Origin of the sequence: Paenibacillus campinasensis (assembly GCF_002272015.1) — a bacterium.
In the GTDB taxonomy this organism is placed as follows: Bacteria; Bacillota; Bacilli; order Paenibacillales; family Paenibacillaceae; genus Paenibacillus_AQ; species Paenibacillus_AQ campinasensis.
The window spans coordinates 19,553-42,277 of sequence record NZ_NPBY01000083.1; the positions used below are offsets into that span (position 1 = coordinate 19,553).

The window sequence follows — 22,725 nt, forward strand, 5'->3', positions numbered from 1 at the left end:
GCATGACATGAGTGAAGGTTTGCGTAAAGAGCAGCTGTCGCGTTCTGCTTTTGAAGAAGCGAAGCAGTATATTCCCGGGGGCGTCAACAGTCCGGTTCGGGCGTTCAAATCCGTCGGCTTGACACCGATCTACATGGATCGCGGGGAAGGCAGCCGAGTGTATGATATCGACGGAAACAGCTTTATTGACTATGTAGGCTCTTGGGGCCCGCTTATTATGGGACATGCCCATCCTGAAGTGGTTGAAGCGCTGAAGGAAACGGCGGAGAAGGGGACAAGCTTCGGTGCCCCGACCTTGCTGGAGACCGAGATGGCAAAGCTGGTTTGCGAACGGGTGCCATCGATTGAAGTCGTGCGCATGGTCAACTCGGGAACGGAAGCGACGATGAGTGCGATTCGTCTGGCCCGTGGTTATACTGGCCGGAGCAAAATTATTAAATTCGAAGGCTCCTATCATGGACATGCGGACAGTCTGCTCATTAAAGCCGGCTCGGGCATCGCTACATTGGGACTTCCGGACAGCCCCGGCGTGCCGGAAACGGTTGCGGCGAACACCATCGCCGTGCCTTACAACGACCTGGAGTCGATTCAGCTGGCGTTTGAGCGTTTCGGCGAGGAGATTGCGGCTGTTATCGTGGAACCGGTGGCGGGCAATATGGGCGTTGTGCCTCCGGCGGAAGGCTTCCTGGAAGGACTGCGCAAGCTGACTTCGGATTACGGCAGCCTGCTGATTTTTGATGAGGTGATGACCGGATTCCGCGTAGGGCTTCATAGTGCACAAGGGCGCTACAATGTTACGCCGGATTTGACCTGTCTTGGCAAGGTGATCGGCGGCGGGCTTCCGGTCGGCGCATATGGCGGCAAGCGTGAGATTATGGAGCAGATCGCTCCGGCAGGGCCAATTTACCAGGCGGGAACGCTGAGCGGCAATCCGCTGGCGATGGCGGCAGGCTACACGACGCTGAAGCTGCTGACGCCTGAAGTATATGACCGCCTTGAGAGATTAGGTGCAAGACTCCAAGCAGGAATCGAGCAAGGGGCGAAGGAGTTTGGCATCCCGATGTCGGTGAATCGGGTCGGCTCCATGGTGTGTCCGTTCTTCACCGATACCCCGGTAGTGAACTTTGATACCGCCAAGACAAGCGATCTTGACATGTTCCGCCGTTACTTTGCATTGATGATTCAAGAGGGCATCAGCGTGCCGCCGTCACAGTTTGAGGGCATGTTTATTTCCGGCGTCCACACCGAGCAGGATATCGACGCTACGATTGAAGCATGCACTCAGGCGTTCCGAAGCTTATGAGCTATCAGGGAAGCTGGGATAAACGGGGGGAGTGGCTGGAGCTAATCCCCGGCAAGTCCATCGCGGGCCAGGCAGACCGGGAAGAGGCGGCTCGTCAGTGGCTGCTGGAAACGGTAGGCATGCCTGAGAAGCTGTACCGCAAGCTCCGTCATGAGCGGGGGATCGAGTGGAGAGGGGATCGGCTGCGGCTGATCCTTTTTCCGTATCGTGAGTATGGCGTGGAGCCTGTATGGCATGAGCTGGAGGTGCTGTATGAGGATGATTTCTGTCTGGTGGCGAACAAGCCTGCCGGGATCAATGTCCACGGAGATAGTACCGGGGGGGAGGAACTGACCCTGAACCATGCGGTTGCGGCGTACTATCAGGCTTCCGGCCTTCATACGGCCGTCCGTCCTATCCATCGGCTTGACAAGGATACAACCGGACCGGTGCTCTATGCGAAGAATGAATATGCGCAGCTCAAGCTGGATGAGGACATGCGTGAGAAAAAAATCGCCCGTATCTATGCGGCCATCGTTCAAGGACAGGTGCAGGATGGATTGACGACGATTGATCTGCCGATCGGTAAAGACCGGCATCACCGCAGCCGTCGCCGAGTGTCTCTCACCGGGCAGCAAGCGGTAACGCATATCTTGTCGGTAGAAAGGAGCCGCGGCGTCAGTCTGCTGCGGCTGCGGCTGGAAACCGGCAGAACGCATCAGATTCGTGTGCATATGAGCCACATGGGACATCCGCTGATTGGAGATTCGCTGTATGGCGGCAATGCCAAACCGTTCGGCAGACAGGCGCTGCATGGTGAACGCTTGATCTTCGCTCACCCGTTAACCGGAGAGCAGATTGAGGTGTTAGCTCCGTGGCCGGAGGATATGTTACGGCTGAAAGAGGACAGCTTGTTTCTTTCCTAGTTCTATCGTCAAAAAAGTCATGCTCTTCTATTTTCGGCATATAGATAAGTTGAGTGGCAAAAATGGGCTCATGCCGTGAGGGACAGCTTCACGGATAGTATATGCCGAAAGGAGGACATTCCCGTGTTTGACCAGTCCTACGGATTGCGGTTTGATATTTACGAAAGAATCAATTTAGCGGAAGATTTGCCGGGAATCGATGAACTAGAAGAGGCCGAATTGATCCCTCACATTCAGGTGATCAGCCAGCAGGACCAGGCGACGCTTCGAGGCCATTTGCTATTGGCCGGATTGTATAAAGGCGATAGTGAAGCGGGGGAAACGGAGCCGCTGGAGCATTGGATTCCGGTTGAAATTACCGTGCCTCTAAACCGCGTGTCTTCGCTGGATGACATTGCTGTTGAGATCGAGAATTTCGATGTGGATCTACTGTCCAAACGCAGCCTTAACATTACCGGCGTACTGTCATTGAAAGGCATTCAGGCTGCTGCGAAGCAGACGCGCGAAGCTTCCTGGAGCGGCGAGGAATTTACCGTGGTACATGCTCCCGACCAAGCAGAGCAGGAGGCAGCTGAGACCTACTTGAAGCTAAGCCAATTCGATTCAGAGCCGGGCTCTTCATCTGCTGCATCACAGCCTGAGGCGGGACACGGCGAACCGATTCACGACCGTGTTATTGAGGCTGAACCTGCCGGAGAGAACCGCACCGATCAATATTTGGCTTCCTGGGCCGAGTATGAGCGTCAGATTCGTCTGCAGGCAGAGCAGGAAGGACAGCAAATACAGGCTGGCAGCGGTGGAATACCGGCTTGGCCTGAGGTGGATCAATCGTTTGAGCAGGCAGCTCAAGCTCAGGCAGCTCAGGAAGAAGAGGCAAGCCGGGCAGAACCGTTTGGGGAAGCCGCGCAGCCAACAGAAGCTTTTGCCCAGAATTTCGGCGATGCAGCGGAGCCTGCCTTACATAAGGAGGGGGCTGCCGAACCTGAAGCTGAGCCGTCATTCCCGAGTGTATGGCAGTTTGAGCGCGGGGCTCAACCTGAGCAGGCGCCGGAAGAACAAGCCTCCGTTTTTCCTGGCTTAACCGATCGCCAGCCGGAATCGGATCAGCTGCCAGTGCTGGAGTCGAGTCAGGCTGAAGTGAACCAGTCGCTGGAGGCCTATTCGGCTGATAACAGCGCCCCGGAAGCATCTTCGATTCAGGAGGAAGAGGTTCAAGCCAGACCTGAACCGAAGGTAGCCTTCACCACGAAGACGAGCGACAAGCCAAGCGGTGAAAACCTGGGCTTCTCCTCGCTGCTGCAATCGAGCCGGACCGTTCAGGATCAGGACGAAGCGCTGGCCCGTGAAGAGGAAGAAATGGTGGAGGAAACGGCGGAGACATCGGCAGCGGAGGATGTGCAGTGGAAGAGCCTGTTTTTGGGCAGCAGACAGGAAGAATCGCCGTTCCGCAAAGTAAGAATGTGCATCGTGCAGCGTGAAGAGACGCTGGAGCTGATTGCCGAGCGCTATCAGTTAACGCCGCGGGAGCTGCTGCTGTATAACCGGATGTCCGAGCAAACAATCGAAGAAGGTCAGGTTTTATATATCCCTCAGTAATAGAAGTCACACCATATGGGGGAGCGCCGCACAGCAGCAGGTCAAGGGGATAGGCTCCTTGGTCTGCTGCTTGCTGCATTTGCGCACGAGGCTCCTGATGCAAGTGCCGCATGAAAATGTCTAGATTTGTCGGATAGAGGCATATATGGCCAGGAAGATGATTATCGCTATTTTTACATAGGTATACAGAGCTTTGGGCTCGGAAATACTCGAAATATTGACTATATGGAACAAGCACGTTAATATTGGAATATAATGAAGCACAGAAGTTTCAAAGAATAATGACGATGAACGGGAGAAGTAGGAAGGCTGACCTTCAGAGAGCGGGATTGTGTACGCTGTGAGATTCCGCAGGCAACGGCTTTTGCGAACAGTCACCCGGGAGTTGCATGCTTGAATCGTAGTACATGGCGGAAGTCCCGTCCGTGAGTGTAGAGCATGCCGGCTGCAGCCGTTACCTGTATAAAGTGTCGTGTTGACAGTCTTTTAGTGGATAAGTCCAATCTTTGAAACGAAGTCACCGCGAAACAAAGGTGGTACCGCGAGAGCACAGTCTTTCGTCCTTTGAGGACGAAAGACTTTTTTTGTTTTTGCTTGCAGAAATGGTTCAGCCGGGCTTTATGAAAACATTTCAGCTTGGCAATGATGATTAACAATAACGGAGGTACAAACATGGAGCTCAAAGAAAATCAGGCAACAAACCAGATGCCGACGACGTATGATCCGAAGGCAGCTGAACAGAAATGGTATCCGTACTGGAAGGAAGGCGGCTTCTTTCGAGCGGGACAACGTCCCGACGCCAAGCCTTTTACGATTGTTATTCCCCCGCCTAACGTAACCGGGATGCTGCATATTGGCCATGCGCTGGACTTTACCCTTCAGGACATTTTGATCCGGGTGAAGCGGATGCAGGGCTATGATGCGCTGTGGCTGCCGGGATCGGACCATGCGGGCATCGCCACCCAGACGAAGGTTGAGCAGAAGCTTCGTGAGAGCGGAATCAGCCGTCATGATCTGGGACGGGAGAAATTCCTAGAGAAGGTATGGGAATGGAAGGGGCAGTATGCCGATACGATTCGTGAGCAGTGGTCGAAAATGGGGTTGTCTCTCGACTATTCCAGGGAGCGCTTCACATTGGACGAGGGATTGTCCAAAGCGGTTCGCGAAGTGTTTGTCAAGCTGTATGAGAAAGGCTTGATCTACCGCGGGAAATATATCATCAACTGGGACCCGGCAGCGCGCACGGCGTTGTCTGACATCGAAGTTGAATATAAAGAAGTGCAAGGGCATTTATATCACCTGACCTATCCGCTTAAGGACGGCAGCGGCAGCATTACGGTGGCGACTACGCGTCCGGAGACCATGCTTGGGGATACGGCCGTGGCCGTTCATCCGAAGGATGAGCGCTACAAGGATATGATCGGCAAGACGCTGGTGCTGCCGATTGTCGGCCGCGAAATTCCGGTTATTGCCGACGAATACGTGGAGAAGGAATTCGGCAGCGGTGCGGTAAAGATTACGCCTGCGCATGATCCGAACGACTTCGAGATGGGACTTCGCCACAATCTTCCGCAAATCATCGTGATGGATGAATCGGGTACGATGAATGAATTTGCAGGCAAGTACCAGGGGCTGGACCGCAGCGAATGCCGGAAGCAGATCGTGAACGATCTGAAGGAAGCCGGCGTGCTGGTGAAAATTGAGGATCACGTTCATCAGGTTGGCCATAGCGAGCGCTCTGGCGCCGTTGTTGAGCCGTATCTGTCCACCCAATGGTTCGTTAAAATGAAGCCGCTGGCCGAACAAGCCATTGCAGCACAGAAATCCGGGAAAGGCGTTCATTTTGTCCCGGAACGGTTCGAGAAAACATATCTGCAATGGATCGAAAATGTCCGCGACTGGTGTATTTCTAGACAGCTGTGGTGGGGACACCGGATTCCGGCGTGGTATTGCGAGGACTGCGGTGAGCTGCATGTGTCCCGCGAGGATCTCCAGGCCTGCTCGAAATGCGGAAGCAGCCAGCTGAAGCAGGATGAGGACGTGCTGGATACGTGGTTCAGTTCGGCGCTGTGGCCGTTCTCCACGCTGGGCTGGCCGGAACAGACCGAAGATTTCAAGCGTTATTACCCAACCGATGTGCTGGTAACCGGATATGACATCATTTATTTCTGGGTGGCACGCATGATTTTCACCGCGCTGGAATTTACGGAGCAGATTCCGTTCAAGGACGTGCTTATGCACGGTCTCGTCCGCGATGCGGAAGGCAAGAAGATGTCCAAGTCACTCGGCAACGGGGTTGATCCGCTGGATGTGATCGAGCGCTATGGCGCGGATGCGATGCGCTATATGATCTCTACCGGCATTACGCCTGGTCAGGATCTTAGATTCCGCTGGGAGCGTGTCGAGCAGGCGCGGAATTTTGCGAACAAGATCTGGAACGCTTCACGGTTTGCGCTGATGAACCTGGAAGGGTTCAAGGTGGAAGATATCGATATTTCCGGCGAGCTCGGCACAGCGGACCGCTGGATTCTTCACCGCCTGAACGAAACTTCACGCGACATTACGCGTCTAATAGATGCCTACGAGTTTGGCGAAACCGGTCGACTGCTCTATAACTTTATCTGGGATGATCTGTGCGACTGGTATATCGAGTTTGCGAAGCTGTCTCTTTACGGCGAGGATCAAGCAGCCAAGAAGAAGACTCAGTCCGTGCTTGTCTATGTTCTGGACCGGACGATGCGCTTGATTCATCCGTTCATGCCGTTCATCTCGGAGGAAATCTGGCAGCATCTGCCGCATGAAGGCGAAACGATCATGCTGGCGGCTTGGCCGGAGTATGACCCAGCTTTGGAGCATGCGGAGGCGGTGTCCGAAATGAACCTGCTGATGGACGTGATTCGTGCCGTGCGTAACATCCGCGCTGAAGTGAACGTTCCGATGAGCAAAAAAATCGAGCTGCAGCTGAAGCCGGTGGATGAGCATACCTACAACATTATCGAGCGAAATGCCGACTATATTCGTCGTTTCTGCAACACCTCGGACTATCGTTCCTCCGTTTCGCTGGAAGCGCCGGATAAAGCGATGACCGCTGTTGTCACAGGAGCAGAGCTGTTCCTCCCGCTGGCGGGTCTGATTGACATCGCCCAGGAGATTGCCCGTCTGGAGAAGGAAATCGAGCATTTGAACAGCGAAGTCGAGCGTGTTGAGAAGAAGCTGGGCAATCCGGGCTTTGTATCGAAGGCGCCTGCAAAGGTAATTGAAGAAGAACGTGCCAAACTGGCAGACTATTCTGACAAACGCAGCAAAGTAATTGCCCGCATCGAAGAATTGAGGGGCTAACGGATGACGAATCTTGACCAGAAGGTGAGAAATATGGTGGATCAATCCGGGGCTGTTACGACAGCCCCTCTTGAAAGCTATGAAGAGGCTGTGGCCTGGATCAATGGCCTGGTTTCGTTTGGCATACGTCCGGGAATGGATCGAATACAGTGGCTGATGGAGCGTTTGGGGCATCCCGAGCGCCGCTTGAAATTCATTCATGTTGCCGGCACGAACGGGAAGGGATCGACCTGTGCATTCCTGACCAAAGCGCTGCTGGCAGGTGGATTTACGGTAGGCACCTACACGTCACCGTATATCACGAAGTTTACGAACCGTTTCCAGTACAACGGCGAGGATATTCCCGAGGAGACGCTGCTGAAGCTGGCTAACCGGCTGCTGCCTCTCGTGAGCGAAGTGGCGGAGACAGAGCTTGGCTCTCCGACGATGTTCGAGGTGTCCACGGCGCTGGCCATTCTGTACTATGCCGAGGAGACCTACCCCGATGTGGTTGTGTGGGAAACCGGACTTGGCGGACGTCTGGATGTGACGAACATCGTTCATCCGATCGTGTCTGTCATTACAAACATCGGGATGGATCATACGGATGTGCTGGGAGATACAATCGAAGCGATCGCTGCGGAAAAGGCGGGGATTATCAAGCCTGGCGTTCCTGTCGTGAGCACTGTGACCCAGCCTGAAGCGATTGCCATACTGAAGGAAACAGTAGAGCGCAACCGCACGACCCTGTACCTGGCGGGTGAGCAGTTTACGTACGAGCGGCTGAATGGAGACGAGGAGGGACAAACGTTCCGGTTTGAAGGGCCGTTCCGCAGCTTGGAGCTGGACATCGCGATGCAGGGAGCGCATCAGTGCGCGAATGCGGCGCTAGCCATGATGACGCTGGAGGTGCTGCGACAGTATCTGGCTTTTATCATTGAAGAGGATGACCTAAAGCAGGGATTCAAGGATACCTTCTGGGCCGGACGGCTTGAACAGGTGATGTCATCACCGCGCATTGTCGTTGACGGCGCGCATAACCCGGAAGGGGCTGAATCGCTCGCCAATAGCCTGCCCCAGATCTACAAGTATCGAAAGCTCAACTTCATGATGGGAATGCTGGCAAATAAGCATCATGATTCCTATTTGCAGCATATACTGCCTATAGTGGATACGCTTATCCTGACTGAACCGGATTTCCGGAAAAAAATGGACGCCAAGGCGTTAGGAGACATCGCAGAGCAGTTAAGGGAGCAATATGCCAAACCGACACTGCAAATCATCGTAGAGCCGGATTGGAAAAACGCACTGGAGCAATTGAAGTCACGGACAGAAGCGGAGGACCTTGGGGTGGTGTCGGGCACGTTATATCTGATCGCCGACGTGCGTTCCAGCCTCCTGGGACTTTCCGATGCTGAAAAAGGTTGGTGAGATCTGTTGAATACATCAGAACATGTTCATTTTATCGGAATTGGCGGCTACGGGATGAGCGCCATTGCACGAGTAATGCTGGAAATGGGATATAAAGTCACGGGATCGGATGTGGCTTCTCAGGAATTGACAGAAAAGCTGGCGGCCAAAGGCGCCAAAATTTATATAGGACATACTGCGGAGCAGGTGCACGGTGCGGATGTGGTCGTTTATTCCACGGCGCTGCCTAAGGATAATGTGGAGCGGGTTGCTGCGGAAAATATGAACATTCCGGTCCTTCACCGCTCGCAAATGCTGGCCCGGCTGTTGAACGAGCGCAAAGGGGTGGCCGTTGCGGGAGCTCACGGCAAAACGACGACCTCCTCCATGATCGCCTTGGTAATGGAGGATTGCGGAGCCGATCCGACCTTCATCATCGGCGGAGAAATTATGAATGTAGGGACGAATGCCAAAGCGGGACAAGGTGAGCATGTGGTGGCTGAAGCTGACGAAAGCGACGGCTCGTTCCTGCAGTATCATCCGTGGCTCGGCATCGTGCTTAACATTGAAGCGGACCACCTGGAGAACTACGATGGCGACTTTGATCGTCTGAAGTCCGCTTACGTTCAATTTTTGGGACAAATCAAGAAAGATGGTACGGCGGTGGTCTGCGCGGATGATGAGAATATCCAGGCCATATTGCCAGACCTGAATTGCAGTGTGACGACGTATGGCATTCACTCTGATGCCGACTATACGGCCACTGACCTTGTGCTTGGCGACCGCCAGGTGAGCTTCACCATGCTCCACCGGGGGCAGAAGCTGGGAACGATCGAGCTGTCTGTGCCGGGCAAGCATAATGTATATAATGCCATGGCCACGGTCATCGCTTGCATGAAGGCGGGAATTTCCTTTGAGTCGATTGTGCAGTCCATCGTGAAGTTTAACGGGGCTAAACGGCGCTTTCAGGTGCTGGGAGAATCGAAAGGAATTCTCGTTATCGACGACTATGCGCATCACCCGACGGAGATTGAGGCCACGATCAGCGCGGCCAAGGCTACAGGAAAACGGATTATAGCCGTTTTCCAGCCCCAGCGGTATTCCCGGACGTTCTTCCTGCTGGATGCCTTCAGCCGGGCCTTTAGCGAGGCTGATGAGGTGATCATCACCGACATCTACTCCCCGGCGGGGGAGAAGCAGATCGAAGGGGTAAGCTCTGCCCGGCTGGTGGAGCTGATCGTGCAGAACAGCAACAGCGGTGCCCGCTATCTGCCTACGAAGGAAGATGTGTTGAGCGATCTTGCAGGGCGTGTGAAAGAAGGGGATCTTGTGCTGACGATGGGTGCCGGCGACATTTGGAAAGTAGGCGCGGCCCTCGCGGATTCCATCAAATCCAAGAAGTAAGTGTTGAGTAAACGGCATGCTGATGCGAGTGCGCTGGCGGCCGCTTCACATCATCCGTACGACAACCCGTACCTCAGCTCATGAAAGAGCTGGCGTATGGGTTGTTTCTTTATTTGGACAATCGCGACTCATATGTTCCTCGGCCTTGTCATATAGCTAGGGTAGAAGGACAAGTGAGGTGGGTGTGTATGAACAAGGCGCGGATGACGATCCGTTTTGACCACGGTACCCCGAAGGAACGGAATAAGGATCATGACGAGTTTACGGAAGAGTACCTGCAGCCTGTGCCGAAATCCGTGCCGGAAGCGGGGATCGATTGGCTCCAGCCTGTTGGTTGGCCCGATAAGCCGCCGGAGGACAACGATGCGGACGAATGGAGCGGAAACGCTTATACAGGGAGAAGAAACGGACGGCTGGCAGAAGAGCGGCGGCGTATGGCCGAAGCTGATCGCAGCCCGGTGGATATTTCCGGGAGCAGATATGATGAATACTGGCATGACGAGTGGGACGAGAGCCGCTATGATGAGATAACGGATGTTCCCCATCCTATGGATCGCAGCGGGCATCATGCACCTCCCATCCTGCTCCCGGAGGACTCATCGGAGCAGGATGGGAGAAGCACGGCGTTTCAGGAGGACTCTCCACTATCCACTGAGGACTACGGCTATTACCGAAAGCGGAATCCGACCTCGTTCTGGAAGATGGCGGCCGCGGTGATGGGGGCTGTCATGACAGGGGTCATATTCGGTTACGCTGTGCTTTCATTTTTTGAAAGTGGAAGGATTGAAGAAGCCCCGGGACGTGACACAACGATCCAGGGAGAGGTCGCCCCTTCATCGGCCGCAGGTCCGGATAATCCGATTGGCGATGAAACTGCAGCAGGTCCGGATACGGGAGGTACGGCTGGGGAACAGTCAGGACAGACTTCAGGGATTCCGCCTGCCGAACAGACTGCCGGACAGACCTTCTATATGCTTCAATATGGCGTATTCAGCACGCCGGAGCGGGCCGAGCAGGCGAAACAGGAGCTGCTGCAAGCCGGCATTGCAGCAGGCGGGGATCCTGATGAGGAAAATCGGGTGTATGCGGGGATTTCACCAGACCGGGAGCAGGCCAAGCTGCTGAGTAACCAGCTGAAAAGCGAAGGGGTCGAGCTGTACGTTCGCGAGATGACGGTTCCTGGGGCGGCATCTGCCGTATTTGCGGGAGAATTGCCGAATGGCGAGGCTTATTTTGAATCAGGCGGGCAACTGGTGGCTGAACTCAGCGCGCTGTCGGCCACCCTGCTTGGACAAAGCGAACCGACGGTTGTCGAGGCAGGCGTCATGGATCGCATCACACAGCTGCATCAGCAATGGATCATGGCCAGCGGGTCTATGTCTGCAGGAGCGGGTCCTGAGGCGGGGGAGCTTATGCACCGGATGGAGCAGGCAATGAACAGTGCGATCATGGCCCTGTCGGAATACAACAAAAATCGATCCAAGGGGCATTTGTGGGAAATACAAACGGGTATGATGGACTATGTCATGGGCCAAAAGCGGCTCCTGCATGCCTTGTAGTATCAAGCTTAAACGAAATCCGGCCGGGAACTGGAAATAGTTGCCCTAGCCGGATTTCTGTTTGTATTGCTTATCGATTCAACGTATAATAATTAAGGTGTCAAATAATGGCGAGGGAAGAGGATGGATGAAGAAGAATACAGGAATCCTAATCTTGTTTTTGCTGCTCGGCTGGCTCACCGGAACATGGATAGCCAAGGCGCTGCAGCCCGTTAAAGCTCTATCATTTTTAACGGCTTCTACGCCTATTACATGGTCCCCTCGGGCTAACTTTGACATTATTCGCTACGATATCACGATTGAATTTGAGATTTGCCTGCTCGGCCTGATCGGCATTATTACAGCGATTTGGCTGTACCGCAGGCTTTGAAGACAAAGGAGACGAACCCCTTGAACGATAACAGCACACGTCGGATCATACTTGCCTCCACTTCTCCCCGGCGCCGGGAACTGCTGGCTTCGCTGCGTATACCGTTTGATGTTATGGCAAGTGAAGCGGACGAGAATACGCCGGATGACTGGTCTCCGGATCGGATTGTGGAGTCTTTGGCGCTCCGCAAAGCAGAGGCCGTATATGGCAGGCTGGCTGACGCTTCACAGGCCGGTATCGTTCTTGGAAGTGACACCGTTGTTGTACTGGATTCGGAAGTGCTCGGCAAACCGGTCGATGAAGAAGATGCGGCTGGCATGCTGAGCCGTCTGCAAGGGCGCGAGCATCTCGTGTATACCGGCGTTGCCTGTCTGGACCTGCTCTCAGGCGCAAGGCTTGTCCGTCACAGCGTCACCCGGGTGAAGATGAAGGCTTTAAGCCCGGAAGCGATCCGTGCGTATGTGAAGTCCGGCGAGCCGGCGGATAAAGCGGGGGCCTACGGAATTCAAGGGCTGGGAGCGACCATTGTGGAGCGCATTGATGGCGATTATTTTACGGTCGTCGGACTTCCGCTATCCATGCTGTCGGATATGCTCTCAGAGATGGGCATAGAGGTATTAACTGATCCGTAAGCGATAAGTGCCGGATACATCAGTCCGGTGCATTTTGTTTTTTTGTAGAACTAGGAAAAGAGGGGAACTTATGGAGTCGCCAACTGTACTGCTGCGCGACATCCCCCATGATGAACGACCTAGAGAACGCATGATGCGATATGGGGCGAGCGCTTTGAGCCATGCTGAACTGCTGGCGATACTGCTGCGGACGGGAACGCACCGGGAGTCTGCTGTACATATAGCCCAGCGGCTGTTGAAGGAGGCGGGCGGCATTCGGCAGCTCGTGGACCTGAGCATCGAGGAAATTACGCAAATTAAAGGAATCGGAACGGCCAAGGCGATCCAGCTGAAGGCCGGTGTTGAGCTGGGGCGGCGTTTGGCAGCCTCGAGAAATGTGGAGCCTGTCATCATTCGCAGTCCGCACGATGCGGCGGAGCTGCTGAGTGAACAGATGCGGTATCTCCAGAAAGAGCATTTTGTTTGTTTGTTTTTAAATACGAAAAATCACGTCATTGCCCAAGAAACGCTGTCCATGGGGAGCTTGAACGCTTCGATTGTGCATCCGCGCGAGGTGTTCAGAGCCGCGATCAAATGCAGCAGCGCTTCACTGGTCTGCGCCCATAATCATCCGAGCGGTGACCCAACGCCGAGTCCGGAGGATATTTCGATGACCGCTCGGCTGGTTGAGGCGGGCCGGATTGTCGGAATCGATGTGCTTGATCATTTGATCATCGGGGACGGGACATTTGTCAGTTTGAAGGAACGGGGCCTGATGTAATATAATAGTTCAGATTGAGAAGGAAAGGGAGATACAGCATGTTTGGTGGTTTTACGAAGGATTTAGGAATTGATTTGGGGACGGCGAATACGCTCGTCTATGTTCGAGGCAAAGGAATCGTCGTTAGAGAGCCCTCTGTGGTCGCTCTGCGTACAGATACAAAAAGCATCGAGGCGGTAGGTGAATCCGCCAAAAAAATGATCGGCCGTACGCCGGGCAACATTCGTGCCATTCGTCCGATGAAGGACGGCGTTATTGCCGATTTTGACACGACGGCAACGATGATCAAGTATTTCATCCGTCAGGCGCAGAAGCAGCGCTCGATTTTCCCGCGTCATCCGAACGTGATGGTGTGCGTGCCATCCGGTATTACTGCGGTTGAGCAGCGCGCCGTAGAGGACGCAACCAAGCAGGCGGGCGCACGCGAGGCCTATACGATCGAAGAGCCGTTTGCAGCCGCCATCGGAGCTGACCTGCCGGTATGGGAGCCGACAGGAAGCATGGTGGTGGATATCGGCGGAGGAACGACGGAAGTGGCTGTAATTTCCCTTGGCGGAATCGTAACCAGCCGCTCGGTTCGCGTTGCCGGTGATGAAATGGATGAGTCGATCATATCGTATATCAAACGGCAATATAATCTGATGATCGGTGAGCGTACTTCCGAACTGCTCAAGATGGAAGTTGGCTCTGCCATGCCGCTTGAAACGGTGGAAACGATGGAGATTCGCGGGCGCGATCTCGTAACAGGACTGCCGAAGACAATTACGATCACGTCCGATGAGATCAGCGAAGCGCTGGCAGATACGATCAATGCCATCGTGGATGCTGTTAAGGTCACGCTGGAGAAATGTCCGCCTGAGCTTGCGGCCGATATTATGGATCGCGGCATCGTACTTACCGGCGGCGGCGCTTTGCTCCGCAATCTGGACAAGTTGCTGGCCGAAGAGACCGGAATGCCGGTGATCGTTGCCGAGAACCCGCTCGACTGCGTAGCGATTGGCACTGGAAAAGCGCTTGAGAATATTCATCTGTTCAAATCCCGGAGCAGCTCTGCCGTGCGTTCGAAACGGTAGAAGGTACAGGGCATGTGTCAACCCTTGGTGGGAGAGAAAACAGTTAGGTTAGAGGGTGTTGCAACTGTTTAAGCTGCTAGGCAACAAACGATTATTTATTGCGCTTATCGGGCTGGTGGCGTTCATCGCCATAATGGGATTTACGCTCGGCCCGAGAGCCTCCTTGTCTTGGCCCGAGAAATTTATGAGGGACACGGTAGGTTTTGTGCAGAGCATCTTCTACAAGCCCGCTTCATATATAGCGGGCTTCTTTGAAGATGTGCGCAACATGAGGGAAATCTATGATGAAAATGAGAGGCTGAGAAAAGCGGTTGCTCAATATTCACGCGAAAGCGCTTCTTATAATATGATGAAGGCAAATTATGATGAACTTCAGAACATCATGAATTTCACGGAGCATCAGAAGCAGCGATACGAATATGTATACCGGGTCGCGCAGGTAATCAGTGTCAATTCGGATCCGAATAACAGAACCTTGGTTATTGATCTTGGTGAACGCGACGGGGTGCGTGTGAATATGTCCGTCACCTCGGTCGAAGGCATGGTGGGCGTCGTCAGCAGTGTCAGCAATTTCACGTCGACCGTCAAGCTGTTGACTGCAATGGATGAACAAGATCCGAACCCTCAACCGATTGCGGTTACCGCTGTCGGGAAGGAAACGGCGACGGCGGATCACAAGGCAACCTTTGGCATCATCGAAAGTTATAACGAGAAGACCGGTATGCTAGAGATGATGCGTATTCCTGAAGATGATCCGATCGAAGAGGGAGATCAGATTATTTCCTCCGGCATTGGCGGTTTGATTCCGCAAGGAATGATCATCGGCACGGTTGATGAAGTTAGAACGAGCGATTACGGTCAGACGCGCACGGCCTCTATCGTGCCAGCGGCCAGCTTCCAGGACTGGAAGCATGTGATCGTGGTGTTCACCCCAGAGGAGCCGGAGTGATATGAAACGCAAACAAGTGCTTTTTCTGCTTCTGTTCTTGCTGTTCATTCTCCAAGGCACGGTATTCTTCTGGCTGACGCCAAGCTCCTGGCAGCTTCAGATTTATCCGAACTTCGTATTTGTGGCGATATTGTTTGTCTCTGTCTATTATCATCGCCATACCGGACTCGTTCTTGGTCTAATATTCGGAATGATTCATGATGTAATCTATTATGGTGAAATGATCGGCACGTACTCGTTTGCCATGGGGGTATCCGCGTATATTATGGGACTTCTGTTCCAGATGCCGCGGGCCCCGCTGCCGATTATGATGACCGTCGTATTGCTCGGAAGCCTGTTGTTTGACAGCACATTGTTCGGGATCTACAAGGTGTTCAGCCTGAGCCAGTCTTCCTATGACTGGGCTTTGCTTCACCACATGCTCCCGAATCTCCTTGTTCATTTTGTCTTTGCTCTCATCATCTATGTTCCGCTTCGGAAGCAGCTGGAGATCATTGCGAAATCCAAGCGGAACCAGACATCCTGAACCATCCCCAAGACAATTTAACGAAGACTAGCAGGAACTTGAAGGTAGGAGCGCGAAGTGTATGAGGATGGGAGGGACAGGCTTATGGCTGTAAAATCCAATCATGTGACGATCAAGGGCGTAAAAGACGGCCTGGTATTCCTGCTTGATGATGAGTGTGAGCTTGAAGAGCTGCTTGGCGAGCTCCGTTACAAGCTGGAGCATAGTCATCAGAACATTTTGACAGGTCCCATTATTCATGTTGATGTCAAGCTGGGATCACGGCAAGTGACCGAAGAAGAGAAGCAGACCATTATTGATATATTAAAGCAGAAGGGAAATCTGCTGATTCGCAACATTGAAGCACCGCCGTCCGACTCCGAGGAGGAGAAGGCCGGAGGGCTGACCTTGAAAACAGGCATGGTGCGTTCCGGACAGGTGCTTCATCATGACGGAGACCTGTTGTTTTTGGGTGACGTGAATCCCGGGGGCACCATTACGTGTACCGGTGATATTTACATATTGGGAGCGCTGCGCGGCACAGCGCATGCCGGTATCGACGGCAATGAAGATGCGATAATCGCGGCGTCCTATTTTGCCCCCACCCAGCTGCGTATTTCCCAAATGATCAGCAGACCGCCGGACGAATGGGAAACACGGGAGACGGTTATGGAGTTTGCTTATTTAAAGGACGGAAGTATGGAGATTGACAAAATCAGTAACATAGCGCGCTTGGGCCGGGATTTTAATGTGTTTAAAGGGGTGTAGAACATGGGAGAGGCAATCGTCGTAACCTCAGGAAAAGGTGGCGTTGGCAAAACAACGACATCTGCGAACATCGGCACAGCTTTGGCACTGCTCGGAAAAAAGGTATGTTTGGTTGACACGGATATCGGCCTTCGTAATCTGGATGTTGTGATGGGTCTTGAGAATCGGATCATTTACGATCTATGTGATGTTGCGGAGGGACGGTGCCGTCTCAATCAAGCGCTTATCAAGGATAAACGGTTTGACGAGCTGTACATGCTTCCGGCTGCACAGACCAAGGACAAAAACGCAGTATCTCCGGAGCAGGTCAAAGATATCATTCTGGAGCTGAAGAAAGAGTTTGAATATGTCATTATCGATTGTCCGGCCGGTATTGAGCAAGGATTTAAAAATGCGATTGCCGGCGCTGACAAAGCGATCGTGGTAACTACACCGGAGAATGCGGCTGTTCGCGACGCCGACCGAATCATCGGCCTGCTGGAAAGCTCGCAAGTCGAATCGCCGAAGCTGATCCTCAACCGGATTCGCCCGAACATGGTTAAATCGGGGGACATGCTGGACATTGAGGATGTGCTACAGGTGCTGAACATCGATCTGATCGGGATCGTGCCTGATGATGAGATGGTCATTAAGGCTGCCAATTCGGGGGAGCCTACGGTGATGAATCCAAGCTCTCAGGCTGCGATTGCTTATCGGAACATCGCACGCCGGATTTTGGGCGATACGGTCCCTTTGATGCAGATTCATCAGAAGCAGGGGATGTTCACCCGATTCAAAAAGTTTTTCGGAATGTAACCAACACAAGGGAAAACCGGTGCCGGCCTGGCATCGGTTTTTTTGTGCGTGTTCATTGTTCGTTGGGCTGCCTGGCAGGTTATGGCCGCGGATTTTCATGCTGACCGAGGCGTAGGGCTTGTTCTAAACATCTTTCATGAATTCATAGGATAGAGTAAAACAAGCCCCAGGGGGTATGGAGCATGGATATAAAATCATCGGTAAGACACCGTAGAGAGGCGCGGATTCGCGAGCTTCTGGAAGGAGGTGCGGGCCAGGATGACGGATTCGAGCTCACGCCCACGGTGCGAGATCATTCGCAGGAGCCGGGGCAGAGAACGAGCGGCGTCCGCGCCGGACAAGAGGCGCCGAGCCCGCGACCGGGCGGCAGACTGGAACCGCTTGCGGCAGGGGATGAGCCTGATCCGGAGAAGCTGTGGAAGCAGCGGTACCGCAGCTGGTACGGACCGCCCGGCGCGGATCCCGAGGACCCCGGCGAGCCCCCTCGCAGAGCCTCGTTTATGAACAGTCTGCTTCGCAGGCTTGTCGTCAGCACGCTCGTGTTCGGGCTCGTATGGGGAGTGTTTAACATACAGCATCCATGGGCCGTGCGCGCGCAAGCTTTTGTTATCGAAAGCCTGAGTCGTGAGATGGATTTCCAGGCTGCGCAGGCGTGGTATGAGGACCATTTTGGAGGCGCGCCTTCCTTTATCCCGATTTTTGGCCAGACGGAAGGATCATCCACCAAGGTGAATGCACACTCGACGCTTGCAGCGCCGCTGGAGGGGCGACTCGTGCAATCATTTGCTGTGGATCTGAAAGGAATTGTACTGGAGGCAACGGGGGGATCGCTGGCTAACCGTGAGGTCCGCAGCATTGAAACCGGCCGTGTGCTTGAGGTGAAGGAGACGCCGGATAACGGCTATACGATTGTGATTCAGCATACCGGTGAGCGAAGAGCGATGTACAGCAGGCTCGGAGAAACGCATCTAAAGGTGAATGATTGGGTGGAAGGCGGAGAGGTTATCGGCATCTTATCCTTATCGGAAGCAGGCGGGCTGCCGGCGCTGTATTTTGAGCTGAAAGAAGGGAACCGGAGCGTCGATCCGGCGGAAGTGATTCCGTTTGATTAACATTAGAGGAACGGTCATTTCACTGCATCCTCTTTTTGTGCTTGTGATGCTGGCTTCCGTCATTACCGGGCGATTTCTCGAGCTGATCACCTTGTTTATTATCGTTTTTATCCATGAGCTTGGCCATGCCTTTGCCGCAGCGGCGCTGGGCTGCAAGGTCCGTTCAATTCAGATGCTTCCCTTTGGCGGGGTCGCTGTCATTGAAGAAAACGGAGGGATGACAGCGCTGAAAGAAATAACGATTGCGCTGGCAGGGCCGCTGCAAAATGTGATCATGATCGGTCTTGCGCTGCTGTACAAAACGCTGGGCTTAGGCGAGGCCGCGTTTCTTGACTATATCATTCAAGGCAACATGATGATTGCGTTATTCAATCTGCTGCCGGTGCTCCCGCTGGATGGGGGGAAAGTGCTGCAGGCCGCGATCAGTCTGGTCGCTCCCTATCACGCGACACTATTATGGGCATCCCGCATCGGCATAGTGTTCAGTCTGATCATGGTTGGATACAGCCTGTTGCCGCTCCTGAACGGAGGAGGCATGCAGCTCAACCTGCTGATGATTGGTATGTTTCTCGCTTATTCCAATATAGAGGATCTTCGAAATGTCCATTACCGTTTCTTAAGGTTTCTGGTTCAGCGCAGCGAGCTGTATGAGCAGAGTCCGGAAAGCATCGGTACTGCCCAGCCGATTGTTGCCGATTCTGCGAAACCTTTGAGCGATATTATGCGTCTATTTAAGCGAGAGAAATATCATCTGATTTACGTGATGAACCGAAGAGGAAGCTTAATGGCAGTGGTGCCCGAACAGCGGGTTATCTCTTCTTTTTTTTCTACTCAAGATCCGCTCTTATATTCATAATACAAGAAGTTGTCAGAGGAAGACGCTAGCCTCTCGCAAGCGGATGTTATTCGTTCGTAACGGCTCTGTTTGTGATAGGATAGAAGGATAGGAGTGTCTTCCATTGAAGAGGTGAAGCCATGAAGCAAATGTTAGTACACTGCCACGACGATACCGTTCAGATGGCTCTCATTGAAGATGGGAAGCTGGTGGAATACGCGGCCGAACGCAGCCGCCAGCAAAGCATCGTGGGCAGTTTTTACCTGGGGAAGGTCGTTAATGTGCTGCCTGGCATGCAGGCGGCTTTTGTAGATATCGGATTGAAAAAAAATGCGTTCCTGTATGTGGACGATGTGCTGCATCCACATCTGGAGAAGCAGCCGAAGCCCAAACCATCCATCTCGGAGCTTCTTCATGTCGGCCAGGAAGTAATGGTGCAGGTCATGAAAGATGCGAGGGGAGGCAAGGGCCCGCGGATTACGACGCATTATTCGCTCCCGGGGCGATGCACCGTATATATGCCAACCGCAGACTATGTGGCTGTCTCCAAAAAAATTCAGAGCGAGGGGGAACGCGATCGTCTGAGGATGATCGGGGAGCGTCTGAAAATGGGGGAAGAGGGGTTCATTATGCGGACGGTTGCCGAGGATGAGCCGGAACAGACGATATTAAACGATCTGGAATATCTCCGAGAGGAGTGGGAGATGATTCAGAGCAAAGCGTCGCGCGCTGCTGCACCGGCGCTGCTGCACCGGGATCTTGGCATTTTGCAGCGGTTTATTCGCGACATGTTTGACCCGGACTCCGATGAACTGATCATTGATGATGAAGCCAAGGGGGCGGAAGCAGCCGTCTATTTGAAAGACAGGGTCAACGAAGGGGAGCCCAACGTACAGCTATATAGGGATGCTATGCCTCTGTTTCAGCGGTATGGCGTGGACGAGCAATTGAAAATGCGTTTCTCGCGTAAAATCATGCTGCCAGAAGGAGTTGCAGTCGTCATTGACCACACCGAAGCGATGACCGTCGTCGATGTCAATACCGCCAGATTTATCGGCGGAGACAACTTTGAGGAGACGGTGCTGCGCGCCAATCTGCTTGCCGCTGAAGAGATTGCCGGGCTGCTTCGTTTGAGAGACATCGGGGGCATCATCATGATTGATTTCATCGACATGGATAGAGAAGAGCACCGGCAGCAGGTTACGGCAGCGATCGAGAAGGTGATGGCCAAGGATCGGTCCAAAAGCTACATCGTAGGCTGGACGAAGCTGGGGCTGCTTGAAATGACGCGAAAAAAAGCAAGGGAAAGCGTCTTGCTTCTCTCGTACAAGCCGTGCCCGGCCTGTGGCGGCAGGGGTGTGGTAGAGGGATAATGTGTTGACTGGCAGAGTGGTATGTGCTATCATCATTGAGTATGTGTTTAGTGATCTTGCTGCACATGCTGTAACCGCTCCGGTTGGGTTCACAAGGACATTCACCCTGAGGGCGTGAGTGGACACCTGAATCAGGCGAGTCTGAGACATAGGGAGGTGCAAGCAAATGTACGCTATTATCGAAACTGGTGGTAAACAATACAAAGTTCAAGAGGGCGATGTATTGTTCATCGAGAAGCTGAATGCTGCTGACGGTGAAAGTGTAACTTTCGACCGTGTACTGGCCGTTTCCAATGAGAACGGTTTGGTAGCAGGTACGCCGGTTGTTTCCGGAGCATCTGTAACAGCGAAGGTAGAGAAGCACGGTAAAGGCCAGAAGGTCGTTGTATATAAATACAAACCGAAGAAAAACTACCACAAGAAGCAAGGCCATCGTCAGCCTTACACTAAAGTCGTAATCGAGAAAATCCAAGCGTAAGAAGGTGCAGTAATTGATTACTGTACACATATTGCGATTGGACGATAACCGGATTCACGGTTTTCAGGTTGAGGGCCATGCCGGTTATGCCGATCCGGGCGAAGATATCGTATGTGCTGGCGTGTCCAGCATTACGGTGGGGACGGTTAATTCGATTGAGGCGCTTACCGGAACCGTGATGAGAACCCGGATGAAGAATGGCTTTTTAAGCGCATCGCTTCCGTCTGTGGTGGAGGAATCCGCAGCTAGCCAAGTTCAGCTGCTTCTCGAATCCCTGGTTGTTATGTTGCAAGGAATTGCTGATTCATACGGCGAGTATATTCAAATACAAGATATGAAATGACTTTAAGAAGGAGGTAGGCCACATGTTGAAATTGGATCTTCAGTTATTCGCATCGAAAAAAGGTGTAGGTTCCACGAAGAACGGTCGTGACAGTGAAGCGAAACGTCTTGGTGTGAAACGTGCGGACGGTCAAGTCGTGACTGGCGGCAGCATCTTGGTTCGTCAACGCGGAACGAAAATTCATCCAGGTACAAACGTGGGTATCGGTAAAGATGATACTTTGTTTGCGAAAGTTGATGGCGTTGTTAAATTCGAGCGTCTGGGTCGCGATCGCAAGAAAGTGAGCGTCTACCCGGTTGAAGTTGCTCCTGTAGCAGCAGCCGTAGAAGCCTAATTGGTTGAATATTGCTTACAGAAGAAGCCTTTCGGCATCGTGCCGGGGCTTCTTTTTTGTAGAATCGGGAAAAATGCTGGCGTAGGGATGAACGCGCTTTACGGACTGTGATATACTTGGACTTGGTGAATGTAACCAATTGCTGTTGAAAGACGAGGAGAGGCGATGAAATCCTTGAAATGGATCGCGGTCGGAGCCGGTTTAACGTCTGTAATCCCTGTAGCTTGGATGGTTTGGAAGCCGTCATTAACAGCGGGAGTGGTATGCATAGCTTGGGCTGCGGCTGCCTCAATCGCATCCGCCTGGAGCGCTCGCAAGCTTGGCGAACGCAGACAGCAGGCTGCCGTATGGCAGGTTGAGCAGACGGCGATACAGATGCTGAATCACCATCGGCATGACTGGATGAATGAATTGCAAATTTTATATGGCTATATTCGACTGGGGAAGCATGATAAATCGGTACAGTGTGTGGAAAGAATAAAGGAGCGGATGCAGCAGGACAGCAAGCTGTCCAAGCTGGGAATTCCCTCGTTGGTTTTTTATTTACACTCGTACAGAACGCTTAACCATAGTCTGCAGCTTGAGGTTGAAATTGTGGACCATATCCAGCTGGATCGTTTAACCCCGGCGATGGCGGACAATTTAACCGAGGCTGTCATTCGTACGGTGAATGCGTTCCAGCAGGGAGAGAAATCTGCAAGAGGAGAAGACCGGCTGCTCACGATTACATTTATGCAGCAGGAGCATGAGCTGGCGCTGATTTTTGAAGGGGATGGCCCTTTTGACAATCCGCATCGTTTGAAGCTTCAAATTGAGGAGTCCTTGGAGGGTCAAGGTATCCGGGTGGAGCAGACGCATCCGGGAGAGGCCTCGTATCGCTTGCGGTTACCGTTTGCAACTTGA

The 22,725-nt window shown here is 53.2% G+C and carries 22 protein-coding genes and 1 other annotated feature; all 22 genes read left to right on the top strand.

The features are described 5' to 3' along the window. The first annotated feature begins 7 nt into the window (after positions 1-7). The 22 genes from hemL (at position 8) to CHH67_RS23470 (ending at position 22,725) form a co-directional block, all read left to right on the top strand. Positions 8-1,303, top strand: coding sequence for a glutamate-1-semialdehyde 2,1-aminomutase (hemL, locus tag CHH67_RS23365; RefSeq protein WP_095267781.1), 1,296 nt, complete (start codon positions 8-10; stop codon positions 1,301-1,303). Beyond that, positions 1,300-2,208, top strand: a complete 909-nt coding sequence (locus CHH67_RS23370; RefSeq protein ID WP_095267782.1) for an RluA family pseudouridine synthase — start codon at positions 1,300-1,302, stop codon at positions 2,206-2,208. Before hemL ends, CHH67_RS23370 begins: the two co-directional genes overlap by 4 nt. A 123-nt stretch (positions 2,209-2,331) precedes the next feature. Further along, complete coding sequence (locus CHH67_RS23375) at positions 2,332-3,804, top strand: LysM peptidoglycan-binding domain-containing protein (RefSeq protein ID WP_095267783.1); 1,473 nt, start codon at positions 2,332-2,334, stop codon at positions 3,802-3,804. A 278-nt stretch (positions 3,805-4,082) separates the two neighbouring features. Further along, positions 4,083-4,372: a binding site (T-box leader), on the top strand. 104 nt (positions 4,373-4,476) lie between these two features. After that, positions 4,477-7,143: a valine--tRNA ligase gene (locus CHH67_RS23380; RefSeq protein WP_095267784.1), complete on the top strand. Its 2,667-nt coding sequence runs from the start codon at positions 4,477-4,479 to the stop codon at positions 7,141-7,143. A 3-nt stretch (positions 7,144-7,146) separates the two neighbouring features. Then, on the top strand, positions 7,147-8,553 hold the full coding sequence (locus CHH67_RS23385; protein WP_095267785.1) for a bifunctional folylpolyglutamate synthase/dihydrofolate synthase: 1,407 nt from the start codon (positions 7,147-7,149) through the stop codon (positions 8,551-8,553). 6 nt (positions 8,554-8,559) lie between these two features. Beyond that, a complete protein-coding gene (gene murC, locus CHH67_RS23390; protein WP_095267786.1) occupies positions 8,560-9,936 on the top strand; it encodes a UDP-N-acetylmuramate--L-alanine ligase in 1,377 nt (458 codons plus the stop codon). A gap of 188 nt (positions 9,937-10,124) precedes the next feature. Then, entirely contained in the window at positions 10,125-11,495 is a 1,371-nt protein-coding gene (locus CHH67_RS23395; RefSeq protein WP_095267787.1) for an SPOR domain-containing protein, read from the top strand. Positions 11,496-11,622: 127 nt separating this feature from the next. Next, positions 11,623-11,865 (top strand): DUF4321 domain-containing protein, encoded by a 243-nt coding sequence (locus CHH67_RS23400; RefSeq protein ID WP_095267788.1) that lies wholly within the window; start codon positions 11,623-11,625, stop codon positions 11,863-11,865. Between the two features lie 20 nt (positions 11,866-11,885). Further along, complete coding sequence (locus tag CHH67_RS23405) at positions 11,886-12,497, top strand: Maf family protein (RefSeq protein ID WP_095267789.1); 612 nt, start codon at positions 11,886-11,888, stop codon at positions 12,495-12,497. Positions 12,498-12,567: 70 nt separating this feature from the next. Then, positions 12,568-13,257 (top strand): RadC family protein, encoded by a 690-nt coding sequence (radC, locus tag CHH67_RS23410; protein WP_095267790.1) that lies wholly within the window; start codon positions 12,568-12,570, stop codon positions 13,255-13,257. Between the two features lie 38 nt (positions 13,258-13,295). After that, positions 13,296-14,330, top strand: coding sequence for a rod shape-determining protein (locus CHH67_RS23415; RefSeq protein WP_095267791.1), 1,035 nt, complete (start codon positions 13,296-13,298; stop codon positions 14,328-14,330). A 55-nt stretch (positions 14,331-14,385) separates the two neighbouring features. Continuing rightward, complete coding sequence (gene mreC, locus CHH67_RS23420) at positions 14,386-15,279, top strand: rod shape-determining protein MreC (RefSeq protein ID WP_095267792.1); 894 nt, start codon at positions 14,386-14,388, stop codon at positions 15,277-15,279. A 1-nt stretch (position 15,280) separates the two neighbouring features. Then, the gene (gene mreD, locus CHH67_RS23425; RefSeq protein ID WP_095267793.1) at positions 15,281-15,805 is read left to right on the top strand and encodes a rod shape-determining protein MreD; all 525 of its coding nucleotides are present in this window, start codon (positions 15,281-15,283) and stop codon (positions 15,803-15,805) included. Positions 15,806-15,889: 84 nt separating this feature from the next. Then, positions 15,890-16,552, top strand: coding sequence for a septum site-determining protein MinC (locus CHH67_RS23430; protein ID WP_095267794.1), 663 nt, complete (start codon positions 15,890-15,892; stop codon positions 16,550-16,552). Between the two features lie 3 nt (positions 16,553-16,555). After that, positions 16,556-17,347: a septum site-determining protein MinD gene (gene minD, locus CHH67_RS23435; protein ID WP_095267795.1), complete on the top strand. Its 792-nt coding sequence runs from the start codon at positions 16,556-16,558 to the stop codon at positions 17,345-17,347. 182 nt (positions 17,348-17,529) lie between these two features. Then, entirely contained in the window at positions 17,530-18,459 is a 930-nt protein-coding gene (locus tag CHH67_RS23440) for a M23 family metallopeptidase (protein ID WP_095267796.1), read from the top strand. Continuing rightward, positions 18,452-19,315, top strand: coding sequence for a M50 family metallopeptidase (locus CHH67_RS23445; protein WP_095267797.1), 864 nt, complete (start codon positions 18,452-18,454; stop codon positions 19,313-19,315). Before CHH67_RS23440 ends, CHH67_RS23445 begins: the two co-directional genes overlap by 8 nt. Positions 19,316-19,434: 119 nt before the next feature. Further along, positions 19,435-20,667, top strand: a complete 1,233-nt coding sequence (locus CHH67_RS23450) for an Rne/Rng family ribonuclease (RefSeq protein ID WP_095267798.1) — start codon at positions 19,435-19,437, stop codon at positions 20,665-20,667. A 166-nt stretch (positions 20,668-20,833) separates the two neighbouring features. After that, positions 20,834-21,145 (top strand): 50S ribosomal protein L21, encoded by a 312-nt coding sequence (gene rplU / locus CHH67_RS23455; protein ID WP_095267799.1) that lies wholly within the window; start codon positions 20,834-20,836, stop codon positions 21,143-21,145. A gap of 13 nt (positions 21,146-21,158) precedes the next feature. Beyond that, entirely contained in the window at positions 21,159-21,488 is a 330-nt protein-coding gene (locus CHH67_RS23460; protein ID WP_095267800.1) for a ribosomal-processing cysteine protease Prp, read from the top strand. A gap of 22 nt (positions 21,489-21,510) precedes the next feature. Beyond that, positions 21,511-21,822 carry a 50S ribosomal protein L27 gene (gene rpmA / locus CHH67_RS23465; protein WP_095267801.1) on the top strand — a complete coding sequence of 104 codons (312 nt, stop codon included), beginning with the start codon at positions 21,511-21,513 and terminating at the stop codon, positions 21,820-21,822. Positions 21,823-21,987: 165 nt separating this feature from the next. Continuing rightward, positions 21,988-22,725, top strand: a complete 738-nt coding sequence (locus tag CHH67_RS23470; RefSeq protein ID WP_095267802.1) for a Spo0B domain-containing protein — start codon at positions 21,988-21,990, stop codon at positions 22,723-22,725.